The sequence below is a fragment of the Streptomyces sp. NPDC091280 genome, from assembly GCF_044768565.1.
Lineage (GTDB): Bacteria > Actinomycetota > Actinomycetes > Streptomycetales > Streptomycetaceae > Streptomyces.
Genome location: NZ_JBIVUZ010000012.1, coordinates 231,685 through 252,159, shown reverse-complemented (window position 1 = coordinate 252,159; position 20,475 = coordinate 231,685). Strand labels below are relative to the sequence as shown.

Sequence of the window (20,475 nt, the reverse complement as noted above, 5' to 3'; positions counted from 1 at the left end):
TGTTGGGCCCTTCGGCCCCTCTCGGGCCGCTGCCGCGAAACGGCGCCGAAACGCGTGCCGACGCCTGCTAGACAGATGACCGCCGCCCAGACCACCGCGGCCCCCCTTCCACTTCATCCACCCCTTTCGGGAGGTCTCCATGCTGTCCGCGGAATCCGCAGCCCTCGTCCGGGCCACCCTGCCGGCCGTGGCCGGAGCGCTCGACGAGATCACCACGCGTTTCTACCGCACGATGTTCGAGGCCCGTCCGGAGCTGCTCGACGGCATGTTCAACCGCGGCAACCAGGCCAGCGGCGCCCAACGCCAGGCGCTGGCCGGGTCGATCGCCGCCTTCGCCACCGCGCTGCTCGCCGAACCGGACACCCGCCCGGACACGCTGCTGGACCGGATCGCCCACAAGCACGCCGCTGTCGGCGTCACCCACGACCAGTACACGATCGTGCACAAGTACCTGTTCGCCGCGATAGCCGAAGTCCTCGGTGACGCGGTCACCCCGGAAGTGGCCGCCGCCTGGGACGAGGTCTACTGGCTGATGGCGGGCGCCCTGATCGCCCGGGAGGCCCTCCTCTACCAGGACGCGGGCGTCCGGCCCGGCGAGGTCTGGCGGCCCTGGACGGTCGTGGAACGCCGTGGCGAGACCCCCGACACCGTCTCCTTCGTGCTCCGCCCGGCCGACGGCGCGCCGGCACCACGAGCACGCGCCGGGCAGTACGTGAGTGTCCGGGTGCGGATGCCCGACGGAGTCCGCCAACCGCGCCAGTACAGCCTGTCCTCGGCCCCGGGCAGGGACCTGCGGCGGATCACCGTGAAGCGGGCCACCGGCGAAGCCGCCGCGCCGGACGGCGAGGTCTCCGCCCTGCTCCAGGACCGCGTCCACGAAGGGGACGAACTGACGCTGTCCGCGCCGTTCGGAGACGTGTTCCTCGACGAGCCGGCCGACACCGCCACCCCGCTGGTCCTGGTCTCGGCCGGCATCGGCTGCACCCCCATGACCGGCATCCTGGCGCACCTGGCGGACCTCGGCTCGACGCGTCCCGTGCTAGTCCTGCACGCCGACCGCTCCCCCGGGGACCACGCCCTGCGCGCCGAGACACACGAGCTGGTGGATCAACTTCCCGCCGCCCGCGCCGAGTTCTGGTACGAGCGTCCGGGTGCGGAGGAACCCGGCGCCCGGACCGGCCTGATGGACCTGGGCGACGTCGAACTCCCCGCCGACGCAACGGTGTTCCTGTGCGGACCGCTCCCCTTCATGCGAGCGGTCCGCGGAAAGCTGCTGGCCGCCGGGGTGCCCGCACGCCGCATCCGCTACGAGGTGTTCGGCCCCGACCTGTGGCTCCCCGACAGCGCGGCCTGACGCTTCCCCTGCTCGACACCCCCCGACAGTGCGATGGAGGAATCCCCATGACGACCGACCACGACGAAGCGACGCCCTCGGTGCGGCTGCGCAGCGACGGCCTCGTGGACGAGGACACGCTGGCCTATGCCCGTACGAAGCTGGACGTCGTCGTGAGCAGGCCCGGGCTGCCCGTGGTCACCGGCGAGGTACGCATCGTCCGGGCGGACGCCCATCACGCGGGTCACCCCTGGCTGGCCACGGCCGACCTGCGCATGGGCGGCCACCAGGTGACCGCCACGGCCGAGGAGGCCACGGGCACGGAGGTCGTCGACCGGCTCCAGGACCGCCTGCGCGGCCGGATCGACAAGGCCGCCGCCTCCTGGCGCGAAGCCCACCGGACGGTGGCCCCGCCGTGGCGTGGCGGAGGCGACGGCTCCCGTCACGGAGCCGGCCCCGGCAGTACGGCTCAGCACGACCGGACCGCGTGAATCCGGGCCGGGCACGGGCCTCGGGCGGAGCAGCGAGTCGCCCCGCCGGGGCCGTCCGGTCCCCCTGGCGTGCCCAATGGCCCACAGACGGGACCCCTGCCGGCAGGAAACCGTGGGCCGTGCGGTTCCCGATCGACCGGCGAGAACGAGGAGTTGTGTGATGGCGAAGGCATATCTGGTGGGCAGTGGAATCGCGGCGCTGGCCGCCGCCGCGTTCCTGATCCGGGAGGGCGGCTTCAAGGGGTCCGACATCCACCTCTTCGAGGAGCAGCGGACCGTCGGCGGGAGCCTGGACGCGGGCGGCACGCCGGACGCCGGCTACACCATGCGTGGCGGGCGGATGTTCGAGGCCGAGTTCCGCTGCACGTACGACCTCCTGTCCGGCATCCCCACCCTCGACGATCCCGCCGTCTCCGTGACCGAGGAGACCCTGGCCGGGCACGTGGACTTCGCGTGGGACGACATCGCGCGGCTCGTCGACGGGGACGGCCGGATCGTCGACACGAGCTCGATGGGCTTCTCCGAGCGCGACCGGCTGGAACTGGTCCGCTGCCTCGCCGCCCCCGAAGGACATCTGGACGGCAAGCGGATCACCGACTGCTTCGGCGAGCACTTCTTCACCACGAACTTCTGGTTCATGTGGTGCACCACGTTCGCCTTCCAGCCCTGGCACAGCGCGATCGAGTTCCGCCGCTACCTGAGGCGCTTCGTCCATCTCTTCCCGGAGTTCGCCTCCATGTCGGGCATCCACCGGACCCGCTACAACCAGTACGACTCCATCGTCCGGCCGCTGACGGCCTGGCTGCGTGAACAGGGCGTCACCGTGCAGACCGGCTGCCGTGTCACCGACCTCGGGTTCGTCCCCGGAATCCACAGCAAGACGGTCGACACCCTCTACCTGAGCCGGCACGGTCAGGACGAGAAGATCGGCGTCACGCCCGAGGACCTCGTCCTCGTCACCAACGGCTCCATGACCGACGCCTCCAGCCTCGGCTCCCACACCGCCGCCCCGCCGCCGGCTCCGCCGCGCTCGGACGCCTGGCTGCTGTGGCACCGACTGGCCCGCGGACGCGACGACTTCGGCGACCCGGCCGTCTTCGACAAGCACGTCAAGGAGTCCCGCTGGGAGTCGTTCACGGTCACCTCGAAGGACCCCGCGTTCCTCAGGGCCCTGGAGGAGTTCGGCGGCCGTCCCTCCGGAAAGGGCGGCCTGATGACCTTCACCGCCTCCAACTGGCTGCTCACCATCGTCGCCAACCGCCAGCCCGTCTACCGCGACCAGCCGGAGGACGTCGGAGTCTGGTGGGGCTACGGCCTCTTCCCCGACCGCGCCGGCAACGGGACGCCCAAGCCCATGACGATGTGCTCGGGGCGCGAGATCCTCGAAGAGGTCCTGCACCACCTGCCGTTCGACGAGCGGACGGCGGCGCGGATCCTGGAGACCTCCACTGTCGTGCCCTGTGTCATGCCGTACATCACGAGCCAGTTCCTGGCCCGCCGTCGCGAGGACCGGCCGAAGGTCGTCCCGGACGGTTCGGTCAACCTCGCTTTCATCGGACAGTTCGCGGAAGTGCCCGACGACGTCGTCTTCACCGTCGAGTACTCGGTGCGTACGGCCTGGACCGCGGTGGCGCAGCTCCTGGGGCTGGACAGGCAGCCGCCCGAGGTCTACAAGGGCCACCACGATCCGCGTGTGCTGACCGCCGCCCTGGAGACCATGCACCGCCGCTGACGGGGCCCCCGGCGCGAGGGCCGATGGTCCCCACCGCCCGGGCCCATCGGCCCTGTGGGAACAGAGACACCCATGGGACAGTAAAGGCAGGAGCGGCACCGATCCCCCGCGGTGTCGCTCCGTTCACGTCGTCACGCGGTCGTCCGCAGGAGCGGGGCCACCGGACGCCGGCGAAGACCGAGAACAGCGAGCGACCCGACCGAGGGGACATCTGCCATGCCAGGCGACGACAGCCCGTGGAGCGACCCGGACCAGCCGCGAAGCGTGGAGCTGGACTGTGCCGAGGCGCTGCGGCTCCTGAGCGGTGTCTCGCTGGGGCGCGTCGTCTTCACCCGGCACGCGCTGCCGACCGTACGCCCCGTCAACCATGTCCTGGTCGACGGGGACATCGTCATCCGCACCCACGGCGACGCCACCTTGACCCAGTACACCCGGCAGACCGGGGAGCAGGGCGCCGTGGTCGCCTACGAGGCCGACGACATCGACCCCGTCACCCATCTCGGTTGGAGTGTCGTCGTCACGGGCTATGCCCGACTGGTCACCGACCCGCGCGAACTGGCCCGCTACGAGGCCCTGTTGCGCCCGTGGGGACAGCACCGGATGGATCACGCGGTCCGCATCCACCCCGATCTGGTCACGGGGCTGCGTCTGACGGCTCCCGATCCGTCCGAACGCGGTGGGGCAGCGCCACGCCACCCGGGTGCGGGATCCGCAACCGGGTGAGAGCGCCACTGGTCGCTCCGGAATCAGAGGAGTGAGGACAGGCCGTACAGGCTGCTGCCTCCCACGAGTCCACGCCCGGTGACCAACTCCGGTTCGATGCGCACGAACACCTCGTGCGGTGCCGGCACCCAGGAGGGCGGTCCGGTGCGCAGCAGCCGTGCGTGCTCGGCAGGGTCGGCCACCAGTCCGGCCGCGCCGGTGACTACGACGCTCCAGCCCGAGTGGGCGGCGGCGTTCACCTCGTCGGCCTCGAAGGCGACCACCGCCCCGTCCACGGCGTTCGCCAGGTCCGAGAAGGCCGAGGTCCGCAGCAGCACCGCGCCGTCGACGTCCAGGCCGAAGTTGACCGGCAGGACGGCCGGCAGCGCCCGCCGCGTGTACACGATCCGCCCCACCGGCACCGTGGTCAGCAGGCGTACGCATTCCTGCCGGTCGAGTTCGCGGAATCCGTCGTTGGCATCCATCTGCCTTCTCATCTCTCAACCCACCTGAAGAAGCTCTCCCGAGTGTCAGCGCGTGGCGGTTCGGGATAGGGCGGCCGAGGACCGTGGTGCCTCGGCCGCAGGGACAGCACTTCGCTCAGACCGCGATCCGGCGTCCGGTGACGGAGGAAGGCTCGATCCGCATCCACAGGTCGCGCCTGCCCCCGGCCCACGGTGTGCTGTGGGCCTGGTCCGCGATGCGCAGCCGCTCACCGAGTTCCGTCACCAGGTGTGCGTGTCCGCGCACCAGTACGCTCCAGCCCTGGCTGAACACGTCGTCGATGCGGTCGACCTCGAAGGCCACCCGGCTGCCGGCGGCCAGCGCCGGGGTCGAGCCGCGGGCGGTACGGAAGACGATCGTGCCGTCGACCACGCTGTAGTTGACCGGGACGATGACCGGTCCACGGTCCGTGGACAGCGCGAGCCGTCCCACGCCGTGTGTCGACAGCAGATCGCCGCACTCGGTCCTGCTGAGTTCGGTGAACTCGGGGGCACGACCGGCCTGTCCGGTACCCGGCGGCAGATCGACGTCGCCACCGGTGAGCGCGGAGACCGAGGTCTCCAGCACGGCCGCCAGCTTGAGCAGGACGCCGCGGCTCGGCGCGGAACCGGCGTGTTCCTCCAGGTACTGCAGATAGGGGGTGGCCATGCACGCTCGGGCGGCCGTCTGCCCCTGGGACAGCCCGAGTTCGACGCGGCGGGCGGCCAGCCGGCGGCCCAGATCACCCGCGGGGGAACCGTCCGCCGTCCGCGCCTCTGTCTGTTCGGTCATGGCCCGTCATCCTCTCTCGTCACGCCGTCCGGACGGCGACGTCGTCGTGCGGCTTCTCACCGAGCACGACCTTGAGCGCGCCGGTGTCGGCGGCCCCGGCGAAGACGTCGTACGCCTCCGCCATGTGGTCCAGCGGGAAGGTGTGGGTGACCAGTTGCCCGGTGGGCAGTCGACCGGCCGCCGCCATGCGCAGCAGGGTCGGCGTCGAGTGGGTGTCCACCAGACCCGTGGTGATGGTCACGTTCTTGATCCACAGGTCTTCCAGGTGCAGCGTGGCGGGCTTGCCGTGGACACCGACGTTGGCGACGTGGCCGCCGGGCCGCACCATGCGCGTGCACAGTTCGAAGCTCTCCGGCACCCCGACGGCCTCGATGACCACGTCCGCGCCGAGCCCGTCGGTGAGATCGGCGACCAGCTGCTCGGGGGCCTCGCCCGCGGCGACCACCGCCTCGGCACCGAACCGCCGTGCCGCCTCCAGCCGGGACGCGGCCAGGTCGACGGCGACGATCCGCTCGGGCGCGAACAGCCGAGCGGTGGCGATCGCCGCGAGGCCGATGGGGCCCGCTCCGACGACGGCGACGGTGTCCCCCGGGCGCACTCGCCCGTTGAGCACTCCCACCTCGTACGAGGTGGGGAAGATGTCGGCCAGCAGTACGGCGTCCTTGTCCTCCACGGTGCTGGGCAGCGCGTGCACGGACAGGTCGGCGTAGGGGACGCGGACGTACTCGGCCTGGGTGCCGTCGATCGTGTGACCGAGGATCCAGCCTCCGCCGCCCCGGCACTGGCCGTAGGCGCCCTCACGGCAGTAGCGGCAGCGCCCGCAGGCACTGATGCAGGACACGAGCACCCGGTCGCCCGGACGCACGGTGCGCACATCGCTGCCGACTTCGACGATCTCACCGACGGCCTCGTGCCCCAGCACCGTGCCAGGACGTACCTCGGGCACATCGCCCTTGAGGATGTGCAGGTCCGTGCCGCAGATCGTGACGGCCGTCACGCGTACGACGGCGTCAGTGGGCTCTTTGATGGCGGGGTCCGGAACCTCGTCCCAGCTGGACTGCCCGGGGCCGTGGAAGACATAGCCCTTCATGACGCTCCTCACCTTCGTCCGATCGAGTGCGGAGATTGCCCCACGCCTCCAGCTTGTCCAGCGGTCCTCGGCCTGGCTTGGGCCGACCGGCCCCCGCGGCCCGCCGGACGGACCCTTGGTGCCGGGGCGGGCGTTCGGGTCCGGCCCAACCCGGCGATCAGGGACCGAACGGCCCTTCCGGTGGCGTGCCGGTCCCCGCTTTCCTCTCGTCATGACCGACAACCACACGAGGTCCACGCCGTACCGCGCCACGCACCGCGTGGTCGGTGACACGACCGTAGTGACCCTGCGGGGCGAGATCGATGTCCTGACGGCACCGCCGCTCTCGACCCGCCTGGACACGCTGACCGCCGGTCCGCACCCCGATCTGGTGCTCGATCTGCGTCCGGTGTCCTTCATGGACTGCGCCGGGCTGGGCGTACTGTGCCGGGCCCACAACCGCGCGCGGCTCCGGCACGGCCGGGTGCGGCTGATCACCGAGAGCGCCCTCTTCCTGCGCACCCTGCGCCACACGGGCTTGACCGACGTCTTCGAGATCCATCCCCGATGGCCCGATGACCTGCCGGGTACGGCGAGCGCCGACCCTGCCTCCGCTTGAGCCCGTCGTCGCCTGGGCTGAACGGCCCTGCCCGATCTCGAAGTGGGTCCCGAGGGGCCCCTCGGCGACACCTGGTCGGCCCAAGGCGCGGCCACGGCACGGGTGTCACCTTCAGAGGTGTCATACGACGACGAGGAGGTGCGGACCGATGACCGGGAGCCGGCGCACGAGGAAACTGTTCTGGCGGTGGCGGAACAACTCACTGCGGCGTCACACCGACGTCGTCGAGGCGTGGATCATCCTGGCCGCGTGGGCGGTCGTCGCCGTGGGCGGCACCGTCGCCGGTCTGGTCACCTCCCACGCCGCCGACGAGGCCTTCGCACGGCAGCGGACGGAACGGCACACCGTGCGAGCGGTGGTGCTGGACGACGTCCCGCGCAGCACCGACGCGCTCGGTACGTCCGCACAGCGGGCTGCCTCGGTCCGCTGGACGGCACCCAGCGGTACGACCCGCACGGGCCGGACACTCGTGAACTCCGGTCTCAAGGCGGGCACCGAGATCACTCTCTGGCAGGACGCCAAGGGCCACCTCACCATCGCTCCGATCGGCGCCGGGGAGTCGGCGGTCGAGTCGGGCTTCCTGGGCACCGTGGCCGGATTCGCCCTCGCCGGTCTGGTCTTCGGCGCCGAGGCAGCCGCCCGCTGGCGGCTCGACTGCCGCCGAGTCGAGGAGTGGGACCGGCAATGGGACCTGGTGGGCCCGCGATGGAGTCACAGGACCGGCTGAAGGGGACTCGGACCGGAGACCGCCGACCGGCCCGGCCGACCGGCGCACCGGACAGGCGAACTCCGATCGAACCGACGACACCTGCCCCTGCCCACCCCTTGACCGACGAGCCGGTGAACACCGGAACGGACACCGCCCGCGCGAGCGGGACACCAGGGCAGGGACCGTCGAACTGGCCACCCCTCAGCTGCGCCAGGGCAGTTGCTTTCCCTGCCGGCTCCCCGAACGTCGCCGCCGAGGACGACGATCCGGCGATCCGGTGCATTCCCTGGCGGCGGTCCGTGCACCCAGGAGCACCTCGCTTCCGATGCCACGGCTGAAGGTCGGAGAAAGTCCCCCACTCCGAGCCGGGGCGGACACCGGATCGCCAGGAGAGTACGGATGAGCTATCGCTACGAGCACTTCTACGTCGGCGGAGAGTGGGTACGGCCCTCCTCCAGCCGTGTCATCACTCCCGTGAACCCGAGCACCGAGGCGGTGCTGGGCAGCGTGCCGGAAGCGCTGGAGGCCGACGTCGACACCGCGGTGGACGCGGCCCGCCGCACCTTCGACGAGGTCGGCGGCTGGGCGAGTTGGGAGCCCGACCGCCGGGCCGGTGTGATGGAGCGCTTCGCCACCGAGCTGGACCAGCGCGGTGGCCGCATCGCGGAATGCGTGAGCCTGCAGAACGGCATGCCGATCAGCGTTTCGCGGCAGCTGGAGGTCGGTTACCCGGCCGAAGTGCTGCGCTACTACGCCGGGTTGGCCCGCTCCACCGGCTTCTCCGAGATCCGTGCCGGTCTCATGGGCGGCCCGGTCGAGGTGCGCGGGGTTCCGGTGGGCGTCGTCGCGGCGATCGTGCCGTGGAACTATCCGCAGGTCCTGTCCATGTTCAAGATCGCACCGGCCATGGCCGCAGGCTGCACGGTGGTCCTCAAGCCCTCTCCGGAGGTCGTGTTCGACTCGTTCCTCGTCGCGGAGGCGGCCGAGGCCGCCGGGGTTCCGGCCGGGGTGCTCAACATCGTGCCGGGCGGCCGGGAGGCGGGCGCCCACCTCGTGGCGCACCCGGGCGTGGACAAGGTCGCCTTCACCGGCTCCACTCCGGCCGGCCGGGCCATCGCCGAGACCTGCGGACGCCTGCTGCGCCCGGTCACCCTGGAACTCGGCGGGAAGTCCGCGGGCATCGTCCTGGACGACGCCGATCTGGACCCCGGGACGATCGGTGAGGGCCTGGTCCGCGTGACCCTGACCCACAGTGGCCAGACCTGCCACCTCAGCAGCCGTATCCTCGCCCCTCGCAGCCGCTACACCGACGTCGTCGACCTGCTCACCGACCTCGCCCGTGGCCTGCCCGTCGGCGACGCGATGGACGAAAGGACCCTGATCGGACCGCTGACCACCGCCCAGCAGCGGGAGCGGGTGGAGGGCTACATCGCCAAGGGCCGCAGCGAGGGAGCCCGCGTCACCACCGGCGGTGGCCGACCCGCCGGGCTGGACAAGGGCTGGTTCGTGCAGCCCACGGTCTTCGCCGATGTGGACAACGGCTCCGTCATCGCGCAGGAGGAGATCTTCGGACCGGTGGTGTGTGTCGTGCCGTACGACGACGTGGACGACGCCGTGCGCATCGCCAACGACTCCGACTACGGCCTCGGCGGCACCGTGTGGACGGCGGATCCCGAGCGCGGGGCGGCAGTGGCCCGCCGCGTCCGCACCGGCACCATCGGGGTCAACCGCTACCTGCCCGACCCGGTGGCGCCGTTCGGCGGCACCAAGGCGAGCGGGTTGGGCAGCGAACTCGGCCCCGAAGGCCTGAGGTCGTATCTGCGGCCTCAGTCGATCTACCTCTGACAGTGACGAAGCGCGTGGTGACGCCGCCGGCGGGCCCGATCCGACCTCTGACCGACGCGTTCGACCGGCCTGTCCGGGATCTGTCGGGTCGCCGGGCGTCACCACGCACGGGGCCGGACGGGCGTTCGTGTCTTCATGGGACCTTGTCGCAAAAGCCCCGTCACTGTCTGATCCTCCCGCCCGTCCGGCGCGCGCCGCACTCTCGGAAGGAGGCGAGGCCATCGACGTTGACCGGAGCAGCGACATCCGGACCGCCAGCGCTCTTCGGCGTCGGGACCCCGACGAACCGGCCCGGCACCCCTCAAGGCAGGTGCAGCCACCATGTGATGCCCGCGCCGATCTGGGTGAAGCCGCACTTGGAATACAGCAGCTTCCCCTCAGGCGTCGCGTTCAACACCGCGTGCCGGGCCCCGGCCCGGCCTGCGGCGGCGCATACCACCCGTAGCAACCCGCTTCCCAGACCACGACGACGGAACGGCTCCCAGACCGCCATGTCGAACACCCCGGCCGACTCCCCGTCCAGGAACGACCACGCTCGCCCGGCGAAACGCCGCGAACCCCCGTCGTACGCGGCGGCGTACCACGCCCGTGGCACCGGCAGGCGAGCCAGCGCCAACTGTGCCCGATAGTCCGCGAACTGCCCGCCGTAGTCATCGGAATCCAGCTGCAACTCGATCCGCGGATCGACACCGCCCTCCAGCTCGGCGATCGGTGCGGTCATCCACCACGGAGACCACCCCCGCTCGAACCCGGCCTCGGCCAGCGGTCCGGCATCGACATCGGCGGAAAGCCACACCCCGACGCTGCCGGCCCCCCTGCGCTTCGCCCGCTCCACACCGCGGGCCACGGCATCGGCCGGCAGTGACCGAGGGAACATCAGGGTCTGCCCGTCAGGACCGTCGACCCACTCCAAAGGGCCGTCGGACCACACCTCTCCACCCAGCACCTCAGCCCGAGCACGAAACCAACTCGCCTGGACCCGCTCACAATCGGCAACCGTCACCACACCACCAGCCTGGCACCCCGCACCGACAACACCGTCACCCGGCCCTCAACGAACCAACGCGGTGCCGCGCCAGGACGCGACGGCGCCCGCTCGGTCCGCGTCGTCACCGGCGACGCCGACCACGACGCCGACGTGACTTCCCGTGAACGTCACACGAGCATGGCCGCCATACCGACGATCATGAGCGCGGCTCCCGACTCCCGGTAAGCCCAGGCCCGTTGGGGCTTCGGAGCGGGCGAAGGGGCCGACACCCGGCGGAGCATGACCCCGCCCGCTCGGGCGGTCACCCAGACGACGACGATCAGCGCGGCCACCGCGCCGATCGGCCGGTGACTTCCCATGGCCATCGTGTTCGTGAGCGCGTGAGCGGCGCCGGACTCCGTGCCGCCGGTCATGAGCGCCGTCAGCAGGGTCATCGCGGCGAGGTCGACGGCCCCGGTCCAGCCCCGGCGCCGGGAGCAGGCCCGGACAGCGCTCCACAGAAACGCCACGCCGACCGCGCAGGCACCGGAGCGCGGTCGGCCGTCGGTCATCAGGACCATGCCGACCAGCGCGACGGCCTGTGGTCCCCAGCGGTGCACGGAACCCGGCAGCCGGCCGGCCAGGCAGAGGAGCGCCCCTGCCAGACCGGCCCCGAGCGGCAGCTCACTCATGGTTGTCGCCGACGCAACAGCCGTGCGCGGCGGTGGAGTTCGCGGCTACGTCGAGGGTGGGGTTGCGGTCGAAGAAGCCGACGGGCCGCAGCTTGAAGCCCGTGTGGTCGACCGGCATGATCGGCCAGTCCTCCGGCCGGGGCGCGTGGGTGAGGCCGAAGGTGTGCCAGACGACCAGGGACCGGCCGTCGATGTCCCGGTCGGCCGCCGTGTAGGCGGGCAGTCCGGCACCCCCGGGGTGCTGGTTGACGAAGTCGCCGGCCGGGTAACGCTCGGCCGGGTCGTAGGCGGTGACCCACAGGTGCTTGGTGGCGAAGGCGGCGCGGGCGGCGATGGAGGAGTCCGGGTCGGCGAGCAGGGTCGGCTTGCCCTCCGGATGGAGGACGTAACCGACCGGTTTGCCAAGGGAGTTGAGCGAGCCGGGGTTGGTGATGTGCCAGACCCGGTCGACCGTCATGTCGGCGGTGCGCTGTGCCTGGCTCTCGCGGGTCAGCGGGGTGTGCCGGTAGGTGAAGGCGTTGCCGCGCGGGTTGCCGGGGCCCATCGAGACGCGGACGACGTCGACTTCGTCGACCCTGTTGGCCGTACCGTCGAGTGCCATGTCGAGGCGGGCGCAGAACAGGTGCTGGTGGTGAGGGGCGCCGAGGCCGGGAGCTATCTCGGCGGCGTAGGGGTAGTCGCCGCCGGGGTGGGCGGAGGTGAACACGACTCCGGTGGCCTTGGCCTCGAACTCGATGGTGCCGTCGAGGTACAGGTACCAGTAGAAGCCGTAGTCGTAGTTGCCGATGGTGGTGAAGAAGGAGAGCACCATGCGGCGTTGCCCGAGGCCCAGTTGCCGCGCAGACCGTCCGCGCCGGCCCGCTCCAGGCGGCCGATGAACCAGGCCCCGCCGCCCGGCGACTGCATGGACAAGGTGGCGTACTCGTTGATCTGGTACGCCCGGGTGTTGGTCAACCCGGCCGCGGAGAGCGTGGAGTTGGCGCGCCCGACGTCGGTGACCGGGTCACCGGGCTCGTCGTGCCAGCTGTAGATGTCGGGGGCGACGCTGTTCGCCTTCACGTACGTCAGGTACGTCGTCCACCAGCTGTTGGAGGAGTTGGGCTGGCCGGCGATGCTGGGGCCGACGATGAGCTGGGCGGGGAAGGCGGCGCGCACGGCCTTGTAGAAGCGCGACCACATCGCCAGGTACTGCGTCTGTGAGGCGCCCCAGAAGCCGCTGCCGTCGGGCTCGTTCCACAGGTCCCACTCGACGGTCATGCCATTGGCCTTGACGTCGCCGATGAGTTGGGCGACGAAGGCGTCGAACTGCGTCCAGTCCCCGTTGTCGCCGGGCCAGCCCTGGCTGGTGGTGCCGTCGGCGCCCCACAGGTCGTGCGGCAGCAGCACGAAGGTGCCGCCGAGCGCGGCGGTCCGCTTGTACTGGGCCAGCGTGGAGGCCCAGCGGGTCTGGTAGTCGGCGAGGCTGGTGGCGTAGCCGCCGCTGTTGAGCTGGGCACCGCCGGCCCGCATGAAGTGCCACTTGATGTCGGTGAAGAAGTGGTCCTGCGGCAGCGAGCCGTCCGGGGTCATCCCGTAGATCATGCCGGAGGCGTGGTAGGTGGGGGCGCCTCCGGCGGTGGCGAAGTCGACGGTGACGGAGGTGTCGGCGGCATGCGCGGCGGAGGTGGGCAGGAGGGTGGTGGCCAGAACGGCCAGCAGGGCGGCGAGGGACGACACGGCTCGGCGTCGTCCGGTACGGCTCCGGTCTGTGGGAAGTGCCCGGTCTCTGAGCGGTGTCCGGGACGAAGTGCGGTTCATGTGCGGCTCCTTGTCGAGTGACGGGGTGCGGGTACAGGTGTCTCCGTGTGGGCTCGGGCGAGCAGGAGATAGGCGGCGGCGGTCCAGGTGTAGGCGCGGTCGCGCAGGCCGGCGCCGGTCAGGGCGTCGAAGTTCTCGGCGAAGCCCGAGGCCTCGCACAGGGCCCGGAAGCGGGCGCTGATCTCGTCCGCGAGGCGGTCGTGGCCGGCCCGGCGCAGACCGTCCTCGATCAGGACGGTGGACGGCGCCCAGATCGGGCCGCGCCAGTAGCCGTCGGCCAAGTAGTGCGGTGAGGTGGGCAGTTCGGTGGCGAGTCCGTACGGGGTGAGGTGCGCTTCGACGCGTTCGGCCAGCGCGTCGCCGACGCTCTCGGGAAGGTGCTCGCCGAGCACGATCGGCATCAGGTCGAGCAGGCTGGAGCTGGTCCAGCCGGGCCCGCCGTGTGCCGAGCGGGCCACGAATCGGTCGCCCGTCCAGAGTTCGTCGAGCAGCGCCGCCTGGATCTCGTCGGCGGTACGGCCCCACCGCTCGGCCTCACCGGACCGCCCCAACTCGGCTCCGAGATCGGCTAGTTCACGCAGTTGCAGGACCAGGAAGGCGGCCAGGTCGGCGCTGACGATCACGCGCTCGGGGTCGAAGGTGGTGGCGTTGTCCCAGCCGCTGTCGTTGCCGTGCTGGTAGTACGGGAGCACGGCACCGGGTGCGCGGCGGGCGGTGAGCCAGAAGTCGGTCCAGCGGGCCAGCCGGTCGTACGTCCGCGTCAACTCCGCGCGGCCGAGCGGCTCTTGGAGTACGGAGCGGAGACGGCGCAGGGTCCAGCCGTGGATGGGCGGCTTGACGAAGTTGTGGAGCACCTCCGAGTGGGTCACCGAGTCGGGCAGTCCGCCGGTCTCGTCCTGGTGGTCGAAGGGCAGGGCGAACTGGTCCAGGGCGAGGGCCGGGCTGCCGGGGGCCAGGGCCAGGGCGTTGAAGCAGTGGTCCCAGCTCCACACCTTGTCCATCCAGTGCTTGGACATCAGCACCGCGGGCCGGGTAACGAAGCCGAGTGGCCGTACGGTCGCGGACCACAGCACGTACGCGGCGAGTTCGGCGGCGGGTGTCTCGGCCGAGCGCCAGGGTGCGACGGCGTCGACGAAGGCCTCGAAAGATGCGTGTGCGGCTGCCACGACGTCGTCGAAGCCCGTCGGGGAGGTGTAGGGGCGGCGCGCGGTCTCGTACTCCTCGACCGCCACCTCCCAGGCGGCCCCCGCCTCGGCACCGATGGTGACACCGCGCGCGCCGCTGCCGAGCGTCTGCTCGCCGGACACTTCCGTGAGCGTCCCCGACAGCAGGGTGACGCGGTAGCGCCGTCCGGTCTCGTAGGAGGTGAACACGTAGGCCTCGGTGCCGGGTTCACGGTAGAGGTAGGTGCCGCTGAACGGGGTGAGCGCGCGGGCCGCCGCACCGATGCGCAGGCCGAGCCCGGTGCCGCGCAGGCGTACGGTGTCCGGCGTCGCGTAGGCGAGGTCGACGCGGCCTCCGTCGCCGGTCCAGCTGAGCAGCCCCGGTGTCGCGTGCTGCTCGGTGGTGGCACGGTCCCCGGTGGCGGGGTCGAGCGGGACGAGGCGCAGGACGGCGTGCATGCCGTTCTGGTGCGAGACCAGGTGCAGGTCCTCCGCGTAGGTCTTCTCCGCCACCACGGGCGAGATGCCGAACCATGACCCGCTGGTGCTGAACGGGATGTCGTGGACGGAGAAGGCCGGGCCGGACGAGGTGGCGGTCATGAGGGAAGGACTCGTTTCTTCAATGGCTGTCAGCGACTGTCAGTCCTTGACCGCGCCGGTGGTCACACCGGCCGCGACATAGCGCTGGGCGAGGACGAGGATGACCGCGGCGGGCAGCGAGGCCACGACGGCGGTGGCCATGATGGCGTTCCACTGCTGGTTGTTGTTGCCGATGTAGTGGTAGATGCCGAGGGTGATCGGCTCGTGGGCACCGCCGTTGACCAGGGTGCTGGCGAAGACGAAGTCGGACCACGACCACAGGAAGGCGAACAGCGACACGGTGACGACGGCGTTGCGGCTCATCGGCAGGACGATCGACCAGAAGGTGCGCGGGGCCCTCGCACCGTCGATCTGCGCCGCCTGGAGGAGTTCGCCGGGGATGCCGGACATGAACGCCGTGAAGATCAGGACCGCGAACGGGACGGCGAGGGTCGAGTCGGCGACGATCAGGCCGGGAACGGACTGGAGCAGCCCGAGTTGGAGGTAGATGGCGTAGAAGCCCATCGCCATGATGATGCCGGGGATCATCTGGGCGGCCAGCAGGACGAAGCTCAGGAAGCCGCCGCCGCGCGGCCGTAGCTTGGCCAGGGCGTAGCCGGCCGGTGCGGCCAGGAGCACGGTCAGGGCGACGGTGCCAAGGCCGACGACGAGACTGGTGCCGAGATAGGGCAACTGGTCGTCGAACACGGCTCGGTAGCCGGCCAGCGTGCCGTGTACCGGCAGGAGGTCCGGGGGGCTCTTGCGCATGTCCTGGTCGCGGGTGAAGGACACGTTGAGCATCCAGTAGACCGGGAAGAGCATCGCCGCGGTCAGCAGCAGACCGACGGCTGTCTTTCCCCACGTACGGCCGGTGCGTCGGTTCATGACAGCGCCTGCTTCCGCTGGACCCTGACGTAGACCAGGCCGAAGACCAGGGCGGCCACGACCAGCAGGTTGCCGACGGCCGCGCCGGGGCCGAACGCCGGGAGCAGGTTGCCGAAGCCGAGCCGGTAGGACCAGGTGGCGAAGGTCGTCGACGAGTCGGCCGGGCCGCCCTTGGTCATGATCCAGATGATGTCGAAGACCTTGAGCGTGTAGACCAGTCCGAGGAGGAGGGTGATCGCGGAGACCGGGCGCAGCAGCGGGAAGGTGACGCGCCAGAAGCGCTGCCAGGCGTTCGCGCCGTCGAGTGCGGCGGCCTCGTAGAGGCTCGCGGGGATGGACTGGAGCCCGCTGTACAGCACCACCAGGTTGAACGGGACGCCGATCCAGATGTTCGCGATGATCACCGAGGCCAGCGACCAGGACGGCGAGGTCAGCCAGTTGACCGGGCCGACGCCGAGGGCGTGCAGGGCGGCGTTGACCACCCCGGAGTCGCTGTTGAGCATCCACGACCAGGTGGACGCCGACACGATCAGCGGCAGCAGCCACGGCACCAGGAATAGGGCCCGCAGGGTCGCCGAGAGCCGGAAGTGCTGGTTGAAGAAGACCGCGAGGGCGAGACCGACGGCGTACTGGAGGACCAGGCACACGGCGGTGAAGACCACGGTGTGCAGCAGGGCCGGGGCGAAGGTCGGATCGTCGAGGACGGTCCGGTAGTTGGCCAGGCCGGTGAAGGGCGCGTCGCCCTGGACGAAGGAGCGCACGGTGTAGTCGCGCAGGCTGAGGTCGATGTTGCGGTAGAGCGGATAGGCGTAGAAGAGGGCCAGGTAGGCGACCACCGGGGCGAGGAAGCCCCAGGCGGCCCACTGCGGGGAGGCGGGGCGGCGCCACCGCCTCATCTGTGTCGTCCTGCGCATCAACAGGACCTGGATGACGGTCACTTGACCGCTGCCTGGGCGGTGGTCAGCGCGTCCTTCGGCGAGGTGGAGCCGCTGAGCGCGGACTGCACCGCCTTCCACAACTGCTCCGAGATCTTCGGGTACTTGGTGCCCAGGTCGTCACTCGTGCGGCCCTTGGCCGCCTTGACCGCGTCGACCCACGGCTTGAGGTCGGCGTTCGCGGCCACCTGCTTGTCCTGGACCTCGCCGGTCGGGGCCACGTAGGACAGGGTGGTGTCGGTGTTGTACAGGTTGTCTCCACTGGTCAGGCACGTCACCAGCTTCTGGGAGACGGCGTAGCGGCCGGTGTCCTTCTGGACCGGGACCGTCACGAACTCGCCGCCGGTCGGAGCCGCCGCGTTGCCGCCCGTGGCCGCGGGGACGGGGAGCACCCCGTAGTCGAAGCCGGCCTTCTTGGCGCCCGCGAGCTGCCAGGTGCCGTTCTCGCTGAACGCGTAGTCGCCGCTCGCGAACTCCTGCCAGCTGGTGGTCTGGGTGTTGTTGAGCACCGAGTTCGGGGCGTAGCCCTGCTTCAGCCAGTCCTTCCACAGCGACAGCGCCGACACGGCCTGGGAGGAGTCCAGTTCGGTCAGCTCGGCTCCCGATCCCCAGAACCAGGGCAGGAACTGGAAGCTGCCCTCCTCGGTGCCGATCGCGGAGAAGGTGATGCCCTTCTTGCCCGCCTTCTTGACCTTCGCCAGAGCCGCTGTCAGCGAGGCCCAGTCCTTGACGGAGGCGATGTCCACGCCGGCCTTCTTCAGGACCTCCTTGTTGTAGTAGAGAGCCAGGGTGTTGGCGCCGATCGGGGTGCCGTACGTCTTGCCGCCCGACTGGCCCGCCGCGAGCAGGTTGGGGTCGACCTTCGAGGTGTCCAGCTTGTTGTCGTCGGTCGTGGTGAGCACGCCCGCCTCGGCGAGGGTGCTCACCACCGGGTTGTCGACGATGAGGACGTCCGGCGAGTTGCCCTGCTGGGCCGCGAGCAGCGTCTTGTTGCCCAGGTCGCTGGTGTCGAAGGCGGTCCGCTTGACCTTCACCCCGGCCTTGGTGCCGCACTGGTCCAGCAGCTTCGCCCAGGCCGAGGTCCCGTCGAACTGCGGGTACGGGTCCCAGACGGTGTACGTGCCGCCGCCGGCGCCCTTCGTACCGGTGCTGCCCGAACCGGAGGAACAGGCGGTGGCGGTGACGGCCACGGCGAGCGCGGTCACAGCCGCGGCGGTCAGACGGCGCTGTCTGGAGGAGCTGTTCATGGCGAGGGTTCCTTTTGTTGTCGGCATACGGGTGCCGTGGAAGGGAGTGGCGGCGGGGAGGCGTGGCACGCCGAAGGGCATGGTGAGGGGGCCGGTGACCGGGTACGGCCGAGCCGGGTGATGTGGTGGGGTGTTCCGGCGACCGGCTACGACAAAGCGGGCGGTACGCCGTGCTCAGGGGTCAGGAGTGCGCGTCCCTGCCGAGGTCGGAGGCCTCGGCGGAGGGTGTGCGGGTGGCGGGCCCGGTGCTGGCCCGTAGTGAGATCGGCGGCGCCAGCAGGTGGTGCCGGGGAGCCGCGTCGGGACGGGCGAGCCGCTCGACGAGCAGGTCGACGGCGCGCCGGCCCATCTCCTCCGCCGGTACGTCCGCCGCGGTGAGTTGCGGGGTCACCGTCTCCGCCCAGCGGCCGGCCACGACTCCGGTGACGGAGAAGTCGCGCGGCACATGGCGGCCCGCCTGGGCGAGGCCTCGGTAGAGACCGCCCAGGGCGGCTTCGTTCAGGGTGACCAGGGCGGAGGTGGCCGGGTCGTCCCGCAGGATCCGCTCCAGGCATTCCTGGCCCGAGGCGGCGTCGTCCCCGCAGCAGTACGTCCGCGCGGCCAGACCGCGTTCCGCGGCGGCCTTGGTGAAGCCTTCCAGGCCCCGGTGCGCCGACTCGTAGCCGGCGCGCAGCAGTTGCTCGGGCCGGTTGACGAAGGCGACCCTGCGGTGGCCGAGATCCGCGAGGTGATGGACGCAGGCCTCGACCAGGGCGGTGTGGTCGAGCCCGACCCACCAGGTGCCTTCGGGACGGGCGGTGCGGCCGATGGCGACACAGGGGAAGCCGAGGGCGGCCAGGTGATCGACCCGGTCGTCCTCCAGCCTGATCTCCATCAGGATCGCGCCGTCGACCCGCCGCTCCCCCAGCAACCGCTGGAAGGAGCGGTCACTGTCCACGCCGCTCGGGGAGAGCAGCACGTCGTAGTCGTGGGCCGCCGCGGCCTCCACCACACTGCCGATGAAGTCCAGCTGCATCCCGGTGTAGTGGTTGCCGGCCGGCGGGAAGACCAGACCGATCGTGTTGGTCCGGCCGTTGGCCAGAGCGCGGGCACTGGCGTTGGGCCGGTAGCCCAGCTCATCGATGACCTGCTGGATCTTGCGGCGCGTGTCGTCCGAGACGGAGCGCTTCCCGCTCAGAGCGTAGGAGACGGTGCTCCGCGAGACACCGGCACGCCGGGCGATCTCACCGATGTTCACGTGGGGCTCCTTCCTCGAACCGACGCGATCCTTCCACAGGCCGCGAACCCGCTGTCGAACCGGTTCGCTTGAGGTGAAGGTAGGAACAACCCCGAACGGCTGTCAATGCTCCGGACCAGACTTCTCGCAACCGGCCGGAAACATCGACCGAGAGGCCGGCAGGTGGGCAGAACGGCGATCGAGACTGAAACCAACTGCATATTTGGGGACTTTCCCGGAGCGCGACCACTCGGACGGTCGGCTCAACGAGGCCGGACAGAGCCGTACCGGAAGCATTGCCGCCCGTTGCCTGCGGTGCTAACTTCATCGAACCGGTTCGACACCACATTCGGAGATCCCAGTGACCGCAAGGCAGGGCCGGCCGGAGCGCTCGGCACACACGGCGAGCCCATCTCCGTTCCACGTGGGCTGAACGGCCCTGTCCGCCGCCGAAGTCGGTCCCGAGGGGCCCGGCGGCCACACCTGGCCGGCCCATGGCACGGCCACGGAGCGGCTGTCACCTTCAGATGTGTCACCACGACGACCAGGGGGTCGGGACCGGCAATGGGGCCTGATGGGGCCTCGATGGAGGCGCCGCGGAGCCACCGGACCGGCTGAACGCGGTTGGGCCCAGAGGCCGGTGGCTGCCACGCCCGACCCACATACCGGAAAGGTGAACTCGATGAAACGAACGACACCTGCCCCAACCGACCCGTGGACCGACAAGCCGGCGAACACCGCACACGGGTCCGTGCCCCGTCCGGGCAGGGTCCTCCTCGGGCTGGACGCCCGCCGTCCCTCCGGGGCCGCGATCGACCTCGCCTTCGCCGACGCACGGACGCGCGGGGCCCTGCTGCATGCCGTACACACCTGGTCGCTCCCGCCCTCCGCCGCCGAGTGGCCTTTCGGGGTGCCGGAGACGGATCGTGCGACCTGGGAGGACCAGGAGGTGCAGTTCCTGGCCGACGCGCTGCGTCCGTGGCGCGAGAAGTACCCGGACGTGCCTGTCGTCGAGGACGTACTGCTCCTCCCGCCGGCGCGCGCCCTGGTGCACCACTGCGGAAGTGCCGCGCAGATCGTGGTGAGCGGCGAGCCCGGTTCGGACTGCGGCGAAGTCGTCCGGAGCCTGCTCCGCGAGGCCGTATGCCCTGTGACGGTGGTGCCGTGCACGGGTTTCCTATCGGCAGCGGAGAGCGTTGCGGAGTAGGAGGTGGGAGTA

The 20,475-nt window shown here is 70.8% G+C and carries 19 protein-coding genes and 1 pseudogene; 9 read left to right on the top strand and 11 right to left on the bottom strand.

The genetic code is table 11. From position 1 onward, the window contains the following. Positions 1-139: 139 nt before the first annotated feature. From ACIQPR_RS33900 to ACIQPR_RS33885, 4 genes are all read left to right on the top strand, one after another. Positions 140-1,354 (top strand): globin domain-containing protein, encoded by a 1,215-nt coding sequence (locus ACIQPR_RS33900; protein ID WP_403656097.1) that lies wholly within the window; start codon positions 140-142, stop codon positions 1,352-1,354. A 47-nt stretch (positions 1,355-1,401) separates the two neighbouring features. Next, positions 1,402-1,824, top strand: coding sequence for a hypothetical protein (locus ACIQPR_RS33895; protein WP_403656094.1), 423 nt, complete (start codon positions 1,402-1,404; stop codon positions 1,822-1,824). 160 nt (positions 1,825-1,984) lie between these two features. Then, positions 1,985-3,556 (top strand): oleate hydratase, encoded by a 1,572-nt coding sequence (locus ACIQPR_RS33890; protein WP_403656092.1) that lies wholly within the window; start codon positions 1,985-1,987, stop codon positions 3,554-3,556. 216 nt (positions 3,557-3,772) lie between these two features. Continuing rightward, positions 3,773-4,279, top strand: coding sequence for a pyridoxamine 5'-phosphate oxidase family protein (locus ACIQPR_RS33885; RefSeq protein WP_403656089.1), 507 nt, complete (start codon positions 3,773-3,775; stop codon positions 4,277-4,279). 23 nt (positions 4,280-4,302) lie between these two features. Here ACIQPR_RS33885 and ACIQPR_RS33880 read toward each other — a convergent pair whose 3' ends face one another. From ACIQPR_RS33880 to ACIQPR_RS33870, 3 genes are all read right to left on the bottom strand, one after another. After that, positions 4,303-4,743, bottom strand: a complete 441-nt coding sequence (locus ACIQPR_RS33880; protein ID WP_403656086.1) for a pyridoxamine 5'-phosphate oxidase family protein — start codon at positions 4,741-4,743, stop codon at positions 4,303-4,305. Positions 4,744-4,858: 115 nt separating this feature from the next. Continuing rightward, positions 4,859-5,533 (bottom strand): helix-turn-helix domain-containing protein, encoded by a 675-nt coding sequence (locus tag ACIQPR_RS33875; protein ID WP_403656083.1) that lies wholly within the window; start codon positions 5,531-5,533, stop codon positions 4,859-4,861. 19 nt (positions 5,534-5,552) lie between these two features. Further along, a complete protein-coding gene (locus ACIQPR_RS33870) occupies positions 5,553-6,623 on the bottom strand; it encodes a zinc-dependent alcohol dehydrogenase family protein (protein WP_403656080.1) in 1,071 nt (356 codons plus the stop codon). Positions 6,624-6,834: 211 nt separating this feature from the next. Here ACIQPR_RS33870 and ACIQPR_RS33865 point away from each other — a divergent pair, with 211 nt between their 5' ends. The 4 genes and pseudogenes from ACIQPR_RS33865 (at position 6,835) to ACIQPR_RS33850 (ending at position 9,775) form a co-directional block, all read left to right on the top strand. Continuing rightward, on the top strand, positions 6,835-7,221 hold the full coding sequence (locus ACIQPR_RS33865; RefSeq protein ID WP_403656077.1) for an STAS domain-containing protein: 387 nt from the start codon (positions 6,835-6,837) through the stop codon (positions 7,219-7,221). Between the two features lie 148 nt (positions 7,222-7,369). Further along, complete coding sequence (locus ACIQPR_RS33860) at positions 7,370-7,948, top strand: hypothetical protein (protein ID WP_403656074.1); 579 nt, start codon at positions 7,370-7,372, stop codon at positions 7,946-7,948. Positions 7,949-8,063: 115 nt separating this feature from the next. Next, positions 8,064-8,198: pseudogene (locus ACIQPR_RS33855) on the top strand (transposase); the annotation flags it as partial. Between the two features lie 131 nt (positions 8,199-8,329). After that, a complete protein-coding gene (locus ACIQPR_RS33850; protein ID WP_403656071.1) occupies positions 8,330-9,775 on the top strand; it encodes an aldehyde dehydrogenase in 1,446 nt (481 codons plus the stop codon). Between the two features lie 301 nt (positions 9,776-10,076). Here ACIQPR_RS33850 and ACIQPR_RS33845 read toward each other — a convergent pair whose 3' ends face one another. From ACIQPR_RS33845 to ACIQPR_RS33810, 8 genes are all read right to left on the bottom strand, one after another. Then, positions 10,077-10,781, bottom strand: a complete 705-nt coding sequence (locus ACIQPR_RS33845; protein ID WP_403656068.1) for a GNAT family N-acetyltransferase — start codon at positions 10,779-10,781, stop codon at positions 10,077-10,079. 149 nt (positions 10,782-10,930) lie between these two features. Beyond that, positions 10,931-11,434: a hypothetical protein gene (locus ACIQPR_RS33840; protein ID WP_403656065.1), complete on the bottom strand. Its 504-nt coding sequence runs from the start codon at positions 11,432-11,434 to the stop codon at positions 10,931-10,933. Next, the gene (locus tag ACIQPR_RS33835; RefSeq protein WP_403656062.1) at positions 11,427-12,245 is read right to left on the bottom strand and encodes a hypothetical protein; all 819 of its coding nucleotides are present in this window, start codon (positions 12,243-12,245) and stop codon (positions 11,427-11,429) included. The genes ACIQPR_RS33840 and ACIQPR_RS33835 overlap by 8 nt, the downstream gene beginning before the upstream one ends. 982 nt (positions 12,246-13,227) lie before the next feature. Beyond that, a complete protein-coding gene (locus ACIQPR_RS33830; RefSeq protein ID WP_403656059.1) occupies positions 13,228-14,994 on the bottom strand; it encodes an amylo-alpha-1,6-glucosidase in 1,767 nt (588 codons plus the stop codon). 39 nt (positions 14,995-15,033) lie between these two features. Continuing rightward, complete coding sequence (locus tag ACIQPR_RS33825; RefSeq protein WP_403656056.1) at positions 15,034-15,858, bottom strand: carbohydrate ABC transporter permease; 825 nt, start codon at positions 15,856-15,858, stop codon at positions 15,034-15,036. Next, positions 15,855-16,772 (bottom strand): carbohydrate ABC transporter permease, encoded by a 918-nt coding sequence (locus ACIQPR_RS33820; RefSeq protein ID WP_403656479.1) that lies wholly within the window; start codon positions 16,770-16,772, stop codon positions 15,855-15,857. The genes ACIQPR_RS33825 and ACIQPR_RS33820 overlap by 4 nt, the downstream gene beginning before the upstream one ends. A 20-nt stretch (positions 16,773-16,792) precedes the next feature. Continuing rightward, positions 16,793-18,040, bottom strand: coding sequence for an extracellular solute-binding protein (locus ACIQPR_RS33815; RefSeq protein ID WP_403656054.1), 1,248 nt, complete (start codon positions 18,038-18,040; stop codon positions 16,793-16,795). 181 nt (positions 18,041-18,221) lie between these two features. Next, positions 18,222-19,277: a LacI family DNA-binding transcriptional regulator gene (locus tag ACIQPR_RS33810; RefSeq protein WP_403656051.1), complete on the bottom strand. Its 1,056-nt coding sequence runs from the start codon at positions 19,275-19,277 to the stop codon at positions 18,222-18,224. 661 nt (positions 19,278-19,938) lie between these two features. Between ACIQPR_RS33810 and ACIQPR_RS33805 the strand changes: the two genes are divergently transcribed. Further along, entirely contained in the window at positions 19,939-20,463 is a 525-nt protein-coding gene (locus tag ACIQPR_RS33805; protein ID WP_403656048.1) for a universal stress protein, read from the top strand. Positions 20,464-20,475: the final 12 nt, after the last annotated feature.

What these genes read in the sequence shown, in the direction of transcription:
- ACIQPR_RS33900 (WP_403656097.1), top strand. Translation starts at nt 140, where the DNA reads ATGCTGTCCGCGGAATCCGCAGCCCTCGTCCGGGCCACCCTGCCGGCC.
- ACIQPR_RS33895 (WP_403656094.1), top strand. Translation starts at nt 1,402, where the DNA reads ATGACGACCGACCACGACGAAGCGACGCCCTCGGTGCGGCTGCGCAGC.
- ACIQPR_RS33890 (WP_403656092.1), top strand. Translation starts at nt 1,985, where the DNA reads ATGGCGAAGGCATATCTGGTGGGCAGTGGAATCGCGGCGCTGGCCGCC.
- ACIQPR_RS33885 (WP_403656089.1), top strand. Translation starts at nt 3,773, where the DNA reads ATGCCAGGCGACGACAGCCCGTGGAGCGACCCGGACCAGCCGCGAAGC.
- ACIQPR_RS33880 (WP_403656086.1), bottom strand. Translation starts at nt 4,743, where the DNA reads ATGGATGCCAACGACGGATTCCGCGAACTCGACCGGCAGGAATGCGTA.
- ACIQPR_RS33875 (WP_403656083.1), bottom strand. Translation starts at nt 5,533, where the DNA reads ATGACCGAACAGACAGAGGCGCGGACGGCGGACGGTTCCCCCGCGGGT.
- ACIQPR_RS33870 (WP_403656080.1), bottom strand. Translation starts at nt 6,623, where the DNA reads ATGAAGGGCTATGTCTTCCACGGCCCCGGGCAGTCCAGCTGGGACGAG.
- ACIQPR_RS33865 (WP_403656077.1), top strand. Translation starts at nt 6,835, where the DNA reads ATGACCGACAACCACACGAGGTCCACGCCGTACCGCGCCACGCACCGC.
- ACIQPR_RS33860 (WP_403656074.1), top strand. Translation starts at nt 7,370, where the DNA reads ATGACCGGGAGCCGGCGCACGAGGAAACTGTTCTGGCGGTGGCGGAAC.
- ACIQPR_RS33850 (WP_403656071.1), top strand. Translation starts at nt 8,330, where the DNA reads ATGAGCTATCGCTACGAGCACTTCTACGTCGGCGGAGAGTGGGTACGG.
- ACIQPR_RS33840 (WP_403656065.1), bottom strand. Translation starts at nt 11,434, where the DNA reads ATGAGTGAGCTGCCGCTCGGGGCCGGTCTGGCAGGGGCGCTCCTCTGC.
- ACIQPR_RS33835 (WP_403656062.1), bottom strand. Translation starts at nt 12,245, where the DNA reads ATGGTGCTCTCCTTCTTCACCACCATCGGCAACTACGACTACGGCTTC.
- ACIQPR_RS33830 (WP_403656059.1), bottom strand. Translation starts at nt 14,994, where the DNA reads ATGACCGCCACCTCGTCCGGCCCGGCCTTCTCCGTCCACGACATCCCG.
- ACIQPR_RS33825 (WP_403656056.1), bottom strand. Translation starts at nt 15,858, where the DNA reads ATGAACCGACGCACCGGCCGTACGTGGGGAAAGACAGCCGTCGGTCTG.
- ACIQPR_RS33820 (WP_403656479.1), bottom strand. Translation starts at nt 16,772, where the DNA reads ATGCGCAGGACGACACAGATGAGGCGGTGGCGCCGCCCCGCCTCCCCG.
- ACIQPR_RS33815 (WP_403656054.1), bottom strand. Translation starts at nt 18,040, where the DNA reads ATGAACAGCTCCTCCAGACAGCGCCGTCTGACCGCCGCGGCTGTGACC.
- ACIQPR_RS33805 (WP_403656048.1), top strand. Translation starts at nt 19,939, where the DNA reads ATGAAACGAACGACACCTGCCCCAACCGACCCGTGGACCGACAAGCCG.